General features: G+C 68.1%; 13 protein-coding genes and 1 tRNA gene. 5 read left to right on the top strand and 9 right to left on the bottom strand.

The window, feature by feature from the left end:
* Nucleotides 1-140 precede the first annotated feature (140 nt).
* Entirely contained in the window at nucleotides 141-2,426 is a 2,286-nt protein-coding gene (ppsA, locus tag B9C99_RS14780; RefSeq protein WP_088898392.1) for a phosphoenolpyruvate synthase, read from the top strand.
* A 34-nt stretch (nucleotides 2,427-2,460) separates the two neighbouring features.
* Here ppsA and B9C99_RS14775 read toward each other — a convergent pair whose 3' ends face one another.
* Nucleotides 2,461-3,333, bottom strand: coding sequence for a universal stress protein (locus tag B9C99_RS14775; RefSeq protein ID WP_172414964.1), 873 nt, complete (start codon nucleotides 3,331-3,333; stop codon nucleotides 2,461-2,463).
* Nucleotides 3,334-3,571: 238 nt separating this feature from the next.
* Between B9C99_RS14775 and B9C99_RS14770 the strand changes: the two genes are divergently transcribed.
* The gene (locus B9C99_RS14770) at nucleotides 3,572-4,111 is read left to right on the top strand and encodes a flavodoxin domain-containing protein (RefSeq protein ID WP_088898391.1); all 540 of its coding nucleotides are present in this window, start codon (nucleotides 3,572-3,574) and stop codon (nucleotides 4,109-4,111) included.
* Nucleotides 4,112-4,310: 199 nt separating this feature from the next.
* Here the strand turns inward: B9C99_RS14770 and B9C99_RS14765 are convergent, their stop codons facing one another.
* On the bottom strand, nucleotides 4,311-4,931 hold the full coding sequence (locus tag B9C99_RS14765; protein ID WP_253250085.1) for a hypothetical protein: 621 nt from the start codon (nucleotides 4,929-4,931) through the stop codon (nucleotides 4,311-4,313).
* A gap of 138 nt (nucleotides 4,932-5,069) precedes the next feature.
* Here B9C99_RS14765 and B9C99_RS14760 point away from each other — a divergent pair, with 138 nt between their 5' ends.
* On the top strand, nucleotides 5,070-5,903 hold the full coding sequence (locus B9C99_RS14760; RefSeq protein WP_088898389.1) for a hypothetical protein: 834 nt from the start codon (nucleotides 5,070-5,072) through the stop codon (nucleotides 5,901-5,903).
* 12 nt (nucleotides 5,904-5,915) lie between these two features.
* On the opposite strand, the gene lexA is transcribed toward B9C99_RS14760, so the two are convergent.
* The 3 genes from lexA to B9C99_RS14745 form a co-directional block, all read right to left on the bottom strand.
* Nucleotides 5,916-6,578, bottom strand: coding sequence for a transcriptional repressor LexA (gene lexA / locus B9C99_RS14755; RefSeq protein WP_016695902.1), 663 nt, complete (start codon nucleotides 6,576-6,578; stop codon nucleotides 5,916-5,918).
* 14 nt (nucleotides 6,579-6,592) lie between these two features.
* Nucleotides 6,593-7,126, bottom strand: coding sequence for a hypothetical protein (locus tag B9C99_RS14750; RefSeq protein WP_088898388.1), 534 nt, complete (start codon nucleotides 7,124-7,126; stop codon nucleotides 6,593-6,595).
* A gap of 79 nt (nucleotides 7,127-7,205) precedes the next feature.
* Nucleotides 7,206-7,282 (bottom strand) — tRNA-Leu (locus tag B9C99_RS14745).
* 107 nt (nucleotides 7,283-7,389) lie between these two features.
* Here B9C99_RS14745 and B9C99_RS14740 point away from each other — a divergent pair.
* Both B9C99_RS14740 and B9C99_RS14735 read left to right on the top strand, forming a co-directional pair.
* Nucleotides 7,390-8,004 carry an ANTAR domain-containing response regulator gene (locus B9C99_RS14740; RefSeq protein ID WP_016691452.1) on the top strand — a complete coding sequence of 205 codons (615 nt, stop codon included), beginning with the start codon at nucleotides 7,390-7,392 and terminating at the stop codon, nucleotides 8,002-8,004.
* A 186-nt stretch (nucleotides 8,005-8,190) separates the two neighbouring features.
* The gene (locus B9C99_RS14735; protein WP_016691451.1) at nucleotides 8,191-9,522 is read left to right on the top strand and encodes an ABC transporter substrate-binding protein; all 1,332 of its coding nucleotides are present in this window, start codon (nucleotides 8,191-8,193) and stop codon (nucleotides 9,520-9,522) included.
* A 40-nt stretch (nucleotides 9,523-9,562) separates the two neighbouring features.
* Here B9C99_RS14735 and B9C99_RS14730 read toward each other — a convergent pair whose 3' ends face one another.
* From B9C99_RS14730 to B9C99_RS14715, 4 genes are read right to left on the bottom strand one after another with little or no spacing between them, the layout of a single operon-like run.
* Complete coding sequence (locus B9C99_RS14730; protein WP_088898387.1) at nucleotides 9,563-10,387, bottom strand: ABC transporter ATP-binding protein; 825 nt, start codon at nucleotides 10,385-10,387, stop codon at nucleotides 9,563-9,565.
* Nucleotides 10,384-11,418 (bottom strand): ABC transporter ATP-binding protein, encoded by a 1,035-nt coding sequence (locus B9C99_RS14725; RefSeq protein ID WP_088898386.1) that lies wholly within the window; start codon nucleotides 11,416-11,418, stop codon nucleotides 10,384-10,386. Before B9C99_RS14725 ends, B9C99_RS14730 begins: the two co-directional genes overlap by 4 nt.
* Nucleotides 11,411-12,400, bottom strand: a complete 990-nt coding sequence (locus tag B9C99_RS14720) for a branched-chain amino acid ABC transporter permease (protein WP_088898385.1) — start codon at nucleotides 12,398-12,400, stop codon at nucleotides 11,411-11,413. The genes B9C99_RS14725 and B9C99_RS14720 overlap by 8 nt, the downstream gene beginning before the upstream one ends.
* 3 nt (nucleotides 12,401-12,403) lie before the next feature.
* Entirely contained in the window at nucleotides 12,404-13,774 is a 1,371-nt protein-coding gene (locus B9C99_RS14715; protein ID WP_088898384.1) for a branched-chain amino acid ABC transporter permease, read from the bottom strand.
* Between the last annotated feature and the right edge of the window lie 252 nt (nucleotides 13,775-14,026).

Here is a 14,026-nt window from a genome sequence, read left to right as displayed (position 1 = left end):
GGATCGGCCACGGTCGTCCCCGTCCCGGAATGATGACCTTTGCCCCTACGGTATCGATCGGGCCGGGGCGACGATGGGAAGACCGAGTAACCGATCCGGCCCGAAAGGTCGATGCGGGGCGGGAGTGTGGGGAGTCGTCGATGACCGAACACGAACTGTGGGTCCGACCGATCGCGGAGGTGGGTGCCGCCGACGCACCGACGGTCGGTGGCAAGTCTGCGAACCTCGGAGAACTCACCCGCGCAGGCTTTCCGGTACCGCCGGCCTTCGCCGTCACCACCGACGCCTATCTCGACGCCATGGCGGCGGCCGGCGTCCGATCCCGGTTGGCGGCCGAGGCGGTACCCGCCCCCGACATCGACGACGCCACCCTGATACGCACCTCCGCCGAACTCGCCGCTCTGGTGACGGGTTCGACCGTCCCGGACAAGATGTGCGCGGCGATCGTCTCCGCCTACGAGAGTCTCGGTCCCGATGTGCCGGTCGCGGTGCGGTCGTCCGCTCCTGCGGAGGACGCCTCCGACACGTCGTTCGCCGGGATCCACGAGTCCTACACGAACATCATCGGTGCCGACGCGGTGATCCGCGCGGTGCAGGCGTGCTGGGCCTCACTGTGGTCCGAACGTGCCCGCACCTACCGAGGGCTGCGCGGGGTGACCGACGAACCGTCCATCGCCGTGGTGGTCCAGGTGATGGTGAAGTCCGAGTCGTCGGGTGTCGCGTTCACGGCCGACCCGCGCACGGGCGAACTCGATCGCATCGTCGTCGAAGCAGCGCTCGGTCTCGGTGAGGTCGTCGTCGGCGGACAGGTCGAACCCGACACCTACGTCGTGGCGAAGGACGGTTTCGAGGTGCTCGACGTGCACCTCGGTCATCAGGAATTCCGCATCACCTCCACCGACAGCGGGGACAGTCGCGTCGCCGTCGACCCCACGCGCCGCACCCGGGTCCTCGACGACGAGCAGCTCCTGCGCGTCGCACGCCTGGCGGCCGGAGTCGAAGAACACTACGGGCACCCCCAGGACCTCGAGTTCGCGTTCGCGGACGACGAGCTGTGGATCGTGCAGACCCGCCCGATCACCACACTCGATCGACCGTCGGTTCCCGCTCCGTCCGGCAACGGCGAGGCGCGACCGCTGCTGACCGGTCTCGGTGCGGGCCCCGGGACGACGACCGGCCGCGTGCGGGTGCTGCACGAACTCGTCGACGGGAAGAAACTCGGCGACGGTGAGATCATCGTGGCACCGATGACCAGACCCGACTGGCTGCCGATCCTGCGCCGCGCCGGTGGCATCGTCACCGACGGCGGTGGCATCACCTGCCACGCAGCCATCGTCGGACGCGAACTCGGCAAGCCCGTCGTGGTCGGTGCACGTACCGCCACCGAGGATCTGCACGACGGGCAACTGATCACCGTGGACGGCAACGCGGGGGTGGTGTTCGACGGGGCGGTCCACACCGTGGGGCGCACCGCCGGGACGGCATCCGCACCTGCGACCTCGGCTGTGGCTGCCGAAACCGTCACGGCCACAGCGGTCTACGTCAATCTCGCGACTCCGGATGCCGCGGAGGCGGTCGCCGCGACGGACGTCGACGGCGTCGGTCTGCTCCGTGCCGAGTTCATGATCACCGAAGCGCTCGCGGGCGAACACCCCTCGCACATGATCGCGCAGGGTCGTCGCAACGAGTACGTGGAGAAGATGGCAGCCGGCCTCGCGCGGATCGCGGCGGCGTTCGCACCGCGTCCGGTCGTGTACCGCGCGATCGACCTGCGCAGCAACGAATTCGCCGATCTCGAGGGCGGTGAGGTCGAACCCCACGAAGAGAACCCGATGATCGGTTACCGCGGATGCTTCCGGTACATCCGGGATCCGGAACTGTTCCTGCTCGATCTCGATGTGCTGCACCGGGTTCGGATCACGTACCCGAACGTGCACCTGATGATCCCGTTCGTGCGCACCCGCTGGGAACTGCGGGACTGCCTCGCTCAACTCGACCGGCATCCGCTCGGCTCCGACCAGCGCATGCAGCGCTGGATCATGGCCGAGGTCCCGTCGGTCGTCTACTGGTTGCCGGAATACGCGAAGCTCGGCATCCACGGCGTGTCCATCGGAACCAACGACCTCACGCAGTTGATGCTCGGGGTGGACCGGGACTCGGAGGTGTGCAAGGACCTGTTCGACACCCTCGATCCGGCAGTGCTCGACGCGATCGATCACATCATCGAGCGGGCCTCGGCCGCGGGACTGACGACGTCGCTGTGCGGTCAGGCCGTGTCGACGAGCACCGAACTCGCGGAACATCTCGTCCGGCGCGGTATCACCTCCGTGTCGGTCGCGCCCGACGCCGCGGCGCAGACGAGACGGACGGTGGCGCGAGCGGAACAACGCATCCTGCTCGACCGCGCCCGGAGCGACGGGACGTGACCGGCGGGGATCAGCGCCGACTGTAGGTCGCGCACTACGGGACGACCATCACGGGGCAGGTCACCGTGTGCAGCAGCGCCCATGTGGTGGATCCCAGCATCAGGCTCGGAAACCCGCCTCGACCGCGACGGCCGAGAACGAGCAACTGCGCATCGGCAGCGTGCGACGCAAGATAGTGGGAGGGCTGGTCCAGCACCACCACCGGGTACACCCGCACATCCGGGAACGCCTCGCCGTGCCCGGCGAGACTCTCCGACAACAACGCCCGCTCCTTGTTCTCCACGCTGTCCCAGTCGATCCGGAATCGGAACGGGCCGCGCACATCGAGGTCCGACCACGCGTGGACGGCCACCACGTCGGTGCCGCGCAGCGAAGCCTCCTCGAACGCCGCGGACACCGCGCGCACACTGTGCTCCGAACCGTCGACGCCGACGACCACAGGACCGGAGATGTCGTTGACGTCGACGTGCGGCAGTTTGCGGACCACCACGGCAGGGGCGTGCGTGTGCGTCACCACCGCTCGGCTGACCGAACCGAATCGCTCCCAGCCGAACCGGTTGTCTCCGGCTCCGACCACCACCATCGACGCCGACTTCGACCGGTCCACCAGTTCGAGCGACGGGGAACCGGTGCACAGGTGGGTCTCGATGTCCAGCTCACCATCGGGCGCCGCGCGGCGCGCGTATTCGGCGGCGTCGAGGAGCATGTCGCGTCCCTCGGACTCCTCCTGCTCGAAGAATCCTGCGGGCATGCCGATCGGGACACCGAAGGTGTTGCGGACCGACACTATGGTGACCAACGACAACGGGAGCCGGCGACGTTCCGCTTCGCGAGCTGCCCAGCCCACGGCCTGCAGGGACGCTCTCGATCCGTCCACTCCGGCGACGATGGGGTGGTGTGCTGTCATCACGATCACCTCGGTGCCTGTCCGAGCTGCGGGCACGGCCGTTTCGGGACACTGCTGTTTCCGGGATCCTGCCGTTTCGGGACCCTGCCAGTACACGCTCGGACCGGTCGGTCGCACAAGAGTCGACGGTCCCGACCTGCCCGCAGGAAGTGACCGAAGACTCTCGTGTGCCGCGCACGCCGCTCCTCACACTGGAGACTGCACCCGGCGCCGTCACCCACTGCCGAAAGGCTCCGCCATGTCCGTCCTGATCGGCTACGCGACCGCCCGAGGGTCGACGCGGGGAATCGCCGAACGCATCGCTGCGGGACTGGAAAGCCGCGGTGCCGTGGAACTCCGCGCGCTCGGCGATATCGCGTCGGTGCGAACGTACGAGGCGCTGGTCGTCGGAAGTGCGATCCACAACGGCCAGTGGCTCCCCGAGGCTTCCGATGCGATCCATCGGCTATGCGCCGAGCCGGTAGGACGACCGGTGTGGGCGTTCTCCGTCTCGTCGGTCGGAGCGACCAGCACGATCCTCTCGCCCCGGGTGGCCGCATATCTGCGGCGGGTCACCCCGGAACCTCGGGCGGTGCAGAACCTCCGTTCGGTCGCCGACGTGCGTGATCACCGTTTCTTCGCCGGTGTCATCGCTTCGGGCGACTGGGCCGGAATCGGGCGGATCGTCTTCCGGCTGATGGGCGGACACTACGGCGATGCCCGGGACTGGGTCGACGTCGACGCGTGGACGGAACGGATCCGGGAAGGTCTCGTCGAAACACCGCGTGATCAGGGTTGATCGCGTGCGTCCGAGTCCGGAGGGTCCCCTCGGGATCGGTGATGAAACCGGCGGCGCGTTGGACGACGAAGAACCACCCCAGGACGAATGCGCCAATCGCGGCGGTTCGATCTGTTTTTTCGGCGTCGATCGAGCACTGCCGGGTGTCGATCGAGTACTGCCGGGTGTCGATCGAGTACTCCCTCGGCCGATCGAGCGATCATCGGAGGCCGAAGGACGGTCTCTCCTCGTGCCGTCGCGCGACGATGTCGTCGAACGCGTCGATCAGCCCCTCGGGATACCAGCGGGGATTCGTGTCGGCGGTGGTGGCGACTAGCAGCAACTGGTGTTCGCGCGCGTCCACGGCGACCCGGGCGAGCCGGGTGCGCCCCTCGTCGTCGAGTGCCGCGACCGTCGCGGCGAGGTCGGCGACGAGCAGCACGCGCGGCGGCCCGACGACCGGGGAGTCGAGTTCGGCGACCACGCCGGTGATCTGGTCGGCGGTGGTGGCCCAGCAACACGGTCCCGTGGGAAGTGAGGCGGATCCACCGAGCCAGCGATGACGACGGTGCGGATCGACGACCACCAGGTCATGAGTGCCGCCGGTCAGTGTCGTCATCGCGATCAGGTCGAGCGACACACTGGGTGACGAGCGGCGCTCGTCGCGTCGGATCAGGAGATGTCGGCCGGCGGACAGATCCCACGAGACGGGCGTGCCGTCGTTGTCGCGCCCGAAGGGGATCGTCGTCCGGCACGCGATCACCCGGGCGCTCGGTCCGCGAGCGGGCCGCACCGGGACGGACGGCCGGCACGGTCGACGAGTGGGCGGAGTGGCAGGCATCGACATTGTGGATCCGTTTCGTGTCGCTGGGTCCGGAGCGATCCCCGGACGGCCGAACTGTAGAGGCGAGCACCGACAGGAACGGCCGGGTGCAGGTCGCGGCCGTTACGGTGCGTCCGGTTCGGGGTAACCGCCCGCATGCGCCCGATTGCGACAGCCCTCGCCGTAGCCACCCTCACCGCCCTCGGCGGTCACATCGCCTCCGCAGTGCCCGCGCCGATCGTGGACGACACCGGCGCGATCGCTGCTCCGAGCAGTACCCAGATCTCGTTCGCGCACACCCCGACCGGGCTGCGCGCCGGCACCGCGAACGAACACGAGTCCCGCGCCGGTGTGTCGATCGTCAAGATGTATCTGGCCGAGTACGTCCTCACCTACGGCGACCCCGCGGACCACGCCGACGCGACCGAGATGATCCGGTCGTCGAACGATGCGATCGCCGACCGCCTGCACGCGAAGTACCCGCAGGCGATCTCGTCGACCGCGGCGGAGTTCGGGCTCACCGACACCCACGTGCCCGGCTACTGGGGTGTGGGCACCACGTCGACGCACGACATGGTCACCTATCTCGAGACGAAGAAGCGCACCGATCCCGGTTCGCCGGTGCTCGCCGCGATGGCCACCGCATACGACACCGCGGCCGACGGCTACCCGCAGGACTACGGCACGGCCCTGATCGCCGGCGTCATCGGCACGAAGTGGGGATGGAGCGACGACCGCTCGTTCCACGCCTCCGCCTCGTTCGGTCCCGATTTCTCGGTCGCGGCGTCGACCTACGGATCGGCAGGACAGCTCTCCGAGCACGTCCTCGGCGCGTTCACCGAAGGGGCCCCGCCCGCACCGGAGACCGGCCCTTCTCTGCAGGACTGCCCGCCGCTGGGCTGGCTCGCCGGCGATCCGCTTCTCGGGCCGCCCGCGCAGGACCTCCTCGACGGGCTCCCGCCGGTCGTCACCGATCCGATCTGCGGCTGATCCCGACCGGGATCAGATGCGGCGCATGACGGACACCACGGTGCCCAGCACCACCGCCTCGTCGCCGTCGAGGACGGGATAGGCGGAGTTCCGCGGTTCGAGGTGGACGTGGCCGCCTCGGCGCCGATACACCTTGACAGTCGCCTCGCCGTCGATCATCGCCGCGACGATCTGACCGGAATGGGCCTCGTGCTGGCGCCGCACCACCACGGTGTCGCCGTCGCAGATCGCCGCGTCGACCATCGAGTCACCGCGCACGCGCAGTGCGAAGACGGTGCCGGAGCCGACCAGATCGCGGGGGAGCGTGAGCATGTCGTCGGTGTGCTCCTCGGCGAGAATCGGTGCGCCCGCGGCGATGTCGCCCACGACCGGCACGGTCACGGTGTCGTCGGACGCCCGTTCACCACCGGAGGCGCCGAGGAAGGGGCGCACGTCGAGCTGTCGGGCCACACCGGTGCCGCGGCGGAGGAAACCCTTGTCCTCGAGGCTCTTCAGATGCTTCGAGACCGTCGACGTCGACCGCAGACCCACCGATTCGGCGATCTGCCGGGTGCTCGGCGACGACCCCTCCGCGACGATCCAGTCGCGGATCGCGGCCAGGATCTGCTGCTGGCGCAGCGGCAGGGACGCGGGGTCGAGGCCCCCGAACATGTCGAACTCGTCGTAACCGGTCACCCGGAGAATCGTAGCTACGCGGTCTCCGCCAGGTCCGGGGGAGTGCCGGTGGAGGAACTCTGCCCGTTCTGCAGCTGCTCCATGGCCCGTCGCTCCCGCAACGCCCGGATGAGCTGCCGCTCCTGCAACTCCGCCGGATCGGCGGACAGACCGGGTATCGAGAACCCGACCACGGCGCCGGCCAGCAGCGCGAGCGCCATCCGGGCCGAGTCGTCCTCCCGGATGCCCAGGACGAGTTCGAGGAAGACGAGCGCTCCGACGGCGACGAGTACCACTGCGATCAGTGCCAGGATCCTGCGGATCCGGGGTTTCGGGCGCGATCCCGGCGCCAACGGCATCGACTGGGCCGCGAGCTGCCACAGCCGGGCGTCGACGCTCTCCCGCAGGGGACGCTTCCGGAATTCGTCGCCGAGTCCGTTGTAGATGGCCAGATCGGCTGCGATCCGGGTCCGGAGGTTTCGGCGGGACAGCTCGCGTGACAGGCGCACGACGGCCCACGACACCACCCCGGTGACGAGTGCAACGACGACAGGAACCCAGATGCTCACGCCGGAACATTACGACAGCGGAGCGGGAATCGGCGGGATGCGGAACGCGTGCTCCGACCGTGTGGCGTGAGCCGAAAAGTGGTGCCCCCGGTGAGACTCGAACTCACACTGGACGGGTTTTGAATCCGTTTCCTCTGCCAATTGGGATACGGGGGCGTTGCGGACACCACTGTAGAGGATCGGGCGAAGCGGGCGCGCACCGGTACCCTTCTTACGTTCCACCCTGCACCGGGGACCGCCAGTACCGAGGGGAAGGCCCGACCATGACCTCCGCGCCGCACGACAGCACACCAACTCCTCGTCGGGTCGTCGTAGCGGAAGACGAGGCCCTGATCAGGCTCGATCTCGTCGAGATGCTGCGCGAGGAGGGCTACGAAGTGGTCGGCGAGGCCGGCGACGGGCAGCGTGCCGTCGAACTCGCCGAGGAGCTCCGGCCCGACCTGGTGATCATGGACGTCAAGATGCCGCGCCGCGACGGCATCGACGCCGCCTCCGAGATCGCGCAGCGTCGTATCGCCCCTGTGGTTATTCTCACAGCCTTCAGTCAGCGCGAACTCGTCGAACGCGCCCGCGATGCAGGTGCCATGGCCTATCTCGTCAAGCCGTTCTCGAAGAGCGATCTCGTGCCCGCCATCGAGGTGGCCGTCAGCCGCTTCTCCGAGCTGCGCGAGCTCGAACGCGAGGTGCAGGGGCTCAACGAGCGCTTCGAGACCCGAAAGCTCGTCGACCGGGCCAAGGGACTGCTCATGGAGAAGCACGCCATGACCGAACCGGAGGCGTTCCGCTGGATCCAGCGCGCCGCCATGGACCGCCGCACCACCATGAAACAGGTCGCGGTGGTCGTCCTCGAGACCCTCGGAGACGACACCTCCGGCTAGGCGCGCGAACCGGTTTCGCGTGCTCACGGCGTCCCGTCGCGTTACCGCCACATCAAATCTCCGCCCTGCAGATAACGGTCGTATCACAAGGATTTCGGCCCGGTTCGCGGGGTGCTTCGGACCGCTATGTTTCGACCACATCCGGAATCCGCCGGATGCGGTGTCAGGCGTTCGAAGGAGAGTTGAATGGCAAGACGGACTCTGGTCCGCGCCGTAGCGGTACTCGGTGCTGCGACGCTCGCCCTCGCCGGGTGTGGTTCGGACAGCGACGATTCGGCATCCGGTACGTCGGCCGGTGACGAGGGGTCGGCGGCTGCGACGACCGTCGAGACCGACTGCGAACCACAGCAGGCCACAGCAGGGGCGACTCCCGCCACGGGACCGCTGAAGATCGGCACGATTCTCCCCGAGACCGGCAGTCTCGCTTTCCTCGGACCGCCGGAGGTCGCTGCCGTCCGGCTCGCCGTCGACGACATCAACGCCGCGGGCGGCGTTCTCGACCAGCCGGTCGAACTGTTCCCGGGCGATTCCGGGGACACGACGACCGACACCGCGAACACCACCGTCGATCGGCATCTCGCCAACGGCACCCAGGTGATCGTCGGTGCCGCCTCGTCGTCGGTCTCGCTCAAGGTGATCGACAAGATCGTCAGTGCCGGTGTGGTGCAGTTCTCGCCGGCGAACACCTCCGACCAGTTCGTCTGCTACGCCGACCGCGGGTTGTACTTCCGCACCGCCCCGACCGACGTGCTCCAGGCGCAGGCCCTTGCGCAGCTGATCGCCGAGGACGGGGCGCAGCGCGTGTCGATCCTGGCGCTGAACGACCCGTACGGCACCGGTCTCGCCGAGAACACCGTGAACAACCTCGTCGACGCCGGTATCCCGGAGGACCAGATCCAGAAGATCATCTACGACCCCAACGCGCAGTCGTTCAACGCGGAGGTCGACCAGGTGGCCAACTTCGCACCGGATGCCGTGGCGCTCATCGGCTTCGAGGAGTCGGCGAAGATCATCACCCGCATGCACGAGGTGGGCATCGGCCCGTCCGACGGCATGGCGGTCTTCGGCGTCGACGGCAACATGGGGAACGCGCTGGGCGAGAACGTCGCCGAAGGGCTGCTCGACGGCATGGCCGGCACCACGCCGCTGACCGACACCGGCGAGGAGTTCCAGCAGCGACTGCTCGGCGTCGACCCGGGCCTGATCGACTTCAACTACGCCGGTGAGTCCTACGACGCCGTGATCGTCTCGGCGCTGGCGGCGGAACAGGCAGGGTCGACCGCCGGGGTGGACATCGCCGCGAACATCAACTCGGTGACCCGTGACGGGGAGAAGTGCACCAGCTACCAGCAGTGCCTCGACCTTCTCCGCGCGGATCAGGACATCGACTACGACGGTGCCACCGGCGAACTCACCTTCGTGGACGCGGGCGAACCCGGCGTGGGCTCGTACGGCCGACTCGTGTTCGGCCCCGACAACACCCTGACCACCGAGGACTACATCGTGGTGGGGGAGTGACCCGCAGGTCGTGAGCGAAGGGGTGATCGCCGGTGGGCGGTCACCCCTTCCGCTTCTCCCGGCTGCCGGCGAGGGTACCGAGATACAGTTCCACGACCTTCGGGTCGTGCATGAGATTGCTGCCGGTGTCGGTGTACGCGTTGCGGCCCTGGTCGAGGACGTATCCGCGATCGCAGATCTGCAGGCAGCGACGAGCATTCTGCTCGACCATGATGATCGACACCCCCGCCGCGTTGATCTTCTTGCAGCGGATGAAGACCTCGTCCTGGAACATCGGCGACAGTCCCGCGGACGGCTCGTCGAGGAGCAGCACCGACGGCTCCATCATCAGTGCGCGGCCCATCGCGACCATCTGCCGCTCCCCACCGGAGAGCGCCCCCGCCTTGACCTTCCGGCGCTCGGCCAGTAAGGGGAACAACGACGCCACCCGCTCGAACTGCTTCTCGAAGTCCTTCGGGCGCAGATAGATTCCCATCTCGAGGTTCTCCTCGATGGTCAGTGAGGGGAACACGTTCTGCGTCTGCGGCACGTAGCCGATACCCTTGCGCACCAGGATGTGCGCGGGCGCCGAGGTGATCGCGTCCCCGCCGAGCGTGACGGTACCGCTGCGGATGGGGATGAGGCCGAACAGCGCCTTGAGCTGGGTCGACTTGCCGGCTCCGTTCGGGCCGATGATGCCCACGATCTCACCGTCGCGCAGGTAGAAATTGCAGCCGCGCAGGATGTCGACGCCGGGGAAGTAACCGGCCACGAGATCGTCGGCGCGCAGGAGGGCGCCGGTCGCGAGGCGGGCATGTTCTTCCGGGGTCGCGGCACGTTCCGCCGGCGTCGTCCCGGTGGGCACAGGAGTGATGTTGTCGCTCACGGCTTCTCCAGTGTCGTGGCCGTCGCGTCCGTCGACGTCGCATCGGGATCGGACAGGTCGCCTCCGGCCTCGAGGGTCTGCGCTTCCGCGTCCGCGAGGGCGTCGGCGAGTTCGGCAGTCGCACCCACGGGGTTGCCCTCGTCGTCGAACTCGAGTGCCTGGTCGTGGTGACTGCCGAGATAGGCGTCGACCACGGCGGGATCGGACGACAGCGCGTCCGGCGGTGCTTCCGCGATCACCGAACCCTGTGCCATCACCACCACCCAGTCGGAGATGTCGCGGATGACGTCCATGTCGTGCTCGACGAACACCACCGTCGTCCCGTCGTCGCGCAGGGTCTTGATGTGTCCCAGCAGATTCTGGGTGAGCGCCGGATTGACACCGGCCATCGGCTCGTCGAGCATGACGACGGTCGGTTCGGTCATCAGGGCACGGGCCATCTCGAGCAGTTTGCGTTGACCGCCGGACAGTGAACCGGCGAAGTCGTCGGACTTCGCGGCCAGACCGAAGCGGTCGAGCAGTTCGTATGCGCGCTCGGTGATCTCGCGTTCCTGCCGGCGCCATGTCCACGGCAGCAGTGCACCGACCATGCGCTCGCCCGTCTGGTGCCGGGCGCCGAGACGGACGTTGTCGAGGACCGTCATCTTCGACAGCGCCTTGGTGAGCTGGAAGGTGCGCACGATCCCGCGCCGCGCCACCTGATGGGGATGGAGCCGGCCGAGCGGGACGCCGTCCATCGCCCAGGTGCCGGTGTCGGGCCGGTCGAAGCCCGTGAGGAGATTGAACAGGGTGGTCTTGCCGGCGCCGTTCGGACCGATCAGGCCGGTGATGCACGAGCGCTGGATCTCGAGGTGGGCCACGTCCACGGCTTTGAGGCCTCCGAACGTGCGGCACAGATCGTCGACGACGAGGAGCGGGTCGGGTTTGGCGGCGCCGGGAGTGCGGTCCACGCCGGCGAACAGTGCGGCGCGTTCGTCCGCGCCGAGGACCGTGCGCGGCGGTGTCGGGTCGGGTCGGATCGTGTCAGGCATCGAGTTGCACCTTCCGCTTGCTTCCCAGGATGCCTTGTGGCCGGAAGACCATCATCGCCGCGATGAGGATGCCGAGCAGCACGTACCGCATCGCGCCGACCTGCTGTTCGGTGAGGGGGAGCAGCGGGTCGGGTCCGGCGATCGCCTGGCGGAGGAAGGCGTCCGGGAGGGTGAGCAGGAACCAGAACACCATGGCGCCGAGCACCGGTCCGAAGACCGTTCCCGCACCCCCGAGGATCAGTGCGCCGAACGCGAAGAAGGTCTGCGCGGTCGAGTAGAAGTCGGGGTTGATCGACTTGGTCTGCAGGGCGTTGAAGATGCCGCCGAGACCGCCGATCATGCCGCCGAGCACCAGGGCCTGCATCTTGTAGGCGAAGACGTTCTTGCCGAGCGCGCGGGCGGCGTCCTCGTCCTCGCGCACCGCCTCGAGGACCCGCCCCCACGGGCTGTGGGAGAGGAGGTAGACCAGTCCGCACAGCAACAGCACGAGCGTCCAGCCGACGACCATCGCCCACAGGTCGTCGCCGTAGAACCGCATGCCGAGCAGGTTGTACTGGCGACTCGAATCGAACGGGCTCAGCGAGGTGAACGGGTCGGCGAATCCCCACAGGCCGCGGGTGGATCCGGTCACCGAGTCGGACGCGGTCGAGCGGAACACCAGCCGCAGGATCTCCGCCGCGGCGATCGTCGCGATGGCGAGATAGTCGGCCCGCAACCGCAGGGTGGGGATGCCGAGGACGAGCGCGAGCAGACCTGCCAGTGCGAGGCCGACGAGGATGCCCACCCACAACGGCTGGTCGTAGGTGACGGTCATGATGCCCACTCCGTAACCGCCCAGCAGCGCGAACCCGATCTGGCCGAAGTTCAGCAGACCGGCGTAGCCGTAGTGCAGGTTCAGGCCGATCGCGAGCAGCGCGTAGAAGATCGCCGACGGGCCTATGAGCTGGGCGAAGGAAACCTGGAGTACCGCAACGATATCCATGGGTCACCCGATCCTTGTCCGACTGCCGAGGATGCCCTGGGGGCGGATGACCAGGATGACGATGAGGACGAGCAGACCGCCGATGTACTTCAGGTCCGGATTGATGACGAGGGTGGACAGCTGGACCAGCAGACCCACCACGACGCAGCCGACCAGCGCGCCGTAGGCGGTGCCGAGGCCGCCGAGGATGATGCCGGCGAACATCAACAGGAGCAGCTTGAATCCCATCTCCCACTGCACGCGTCCACCGAGCTCCGACAGGCCGAACAGCACGCCACCGAGCGCGGCGAGCCCACCACCGAGCCCCCATACGAACCGGATGACGTGTTCGACGTCGATCCCCGACGACGCCGCGAGGTCGCGGTTGTCGGCCACGGCGCGCATCGCCTTCCCGATCCGGGTGCGCTGCAGCAGCAGGGCGACGCCGACGAGCACCACCAGGCTGATCACGATGCATGCGAGATTGACCGGGGTGATCGCGATCGGCCCCCACACGAGCTGCTGTTGTGCCTGGTAGTCGTCGAACGGCTGGGTGCGGTCGGAGTAGAAGGCCAGGATGAGATAGCGCAACGAGATCGCGAGCCCGATCGACACCACGAGTTGGGCGATCAGGCCGGTGCGGCGGCGCCGGAGCGGCGCCCAGATGAGTGCGTTGTTGAGCAGGCCGATGACGATGCCGACGATCACCGCCAGGATCGTCGCCGGTATCAGCTGGACACCGAGGGTGACGTTGAAGATCCAGGCCGCAACCGCGCCGAGGGTCACCAGCTCGCCGTGGGCGAAGTTCGTCAGCCCCGTCGTGCCGAAGATGAGGCTCAGGCCCACTCCGGCGATCGCGATGACCAGACCGAACCGCAGACCGTCGACGATGGTGCGCACCAGCGTCTCGCCCCACGCCACCGTCGACCCGGTGCGCGCCTCCCCGAACGAGAAGATCACGGTGTTCGCCCGCCCCGGCGCCACGTCGCGGGTCACCGAGGTCTGGACGGTGACGTCGTCGGGCAGGCTCTCGGTGTCGACCTCGAAGACGTAGGTACCCGGCGGAACGGTGAGCTCCCAGCGCCCACCGTCGGCCGATTCGGTTTCCGCGACCACCTCGCCGCCCTCGGTGGTCGCACGGACGACGACACCGTCGAGTCGCTCGCCGGCATTGTTGAGCGTTCCGCGGACGGTCACCCCCTCCGCGGACTCCTCGTCGGGTGCGGCCGGTGCCGTGTTCGCGGGCGGTGAGGGTGGGTCCGGTGGATCCTGGGCGGAGGCGAGGCCGGCGCCGACGAGGACGAACAGGACACTCGCGAGCGTGACGAGTGCGGCGCGGACCGATCGGTGGAGGGTCGAGGTCGGTCGTCGCCGACATCCCGAGGTAGGGGCCACGTAGGTCCTCCCGGTTGGTGCGCTGTCATCGAGCGCGGCACTGTGCCCGGGGCATCATCGTCAACTGCGATGACGCCGGACTACGGTGTCGTGACAGGGGACTCTAGCGGCTGGATCGCACGTCCACGGGAAAAATTGGATCACCCGGACGTTTCGGTCTCGTTTCTTCGGACAACGAGTGTTCGCACATACCGGAGAGGCACTGGTCGGGCGGTGTGGCCGACGCTGTCGTCCTCGGTCCCTAGACTGGCA

Source organism: Rhodococcus sp. BUPNP1, from assembly GCF_002215235.1.
Taxonomy (GTDB): domain Bacteria; phylum Actinomycetota; class Actinomycetes; order Mycobacteriales; family Mycobacteriaceae; genus Rhodococcus.
Note: the sequence above shows the minus strand (reverse complement) of the source record. Positions and strands in the feature narration are given on the sequence as shown.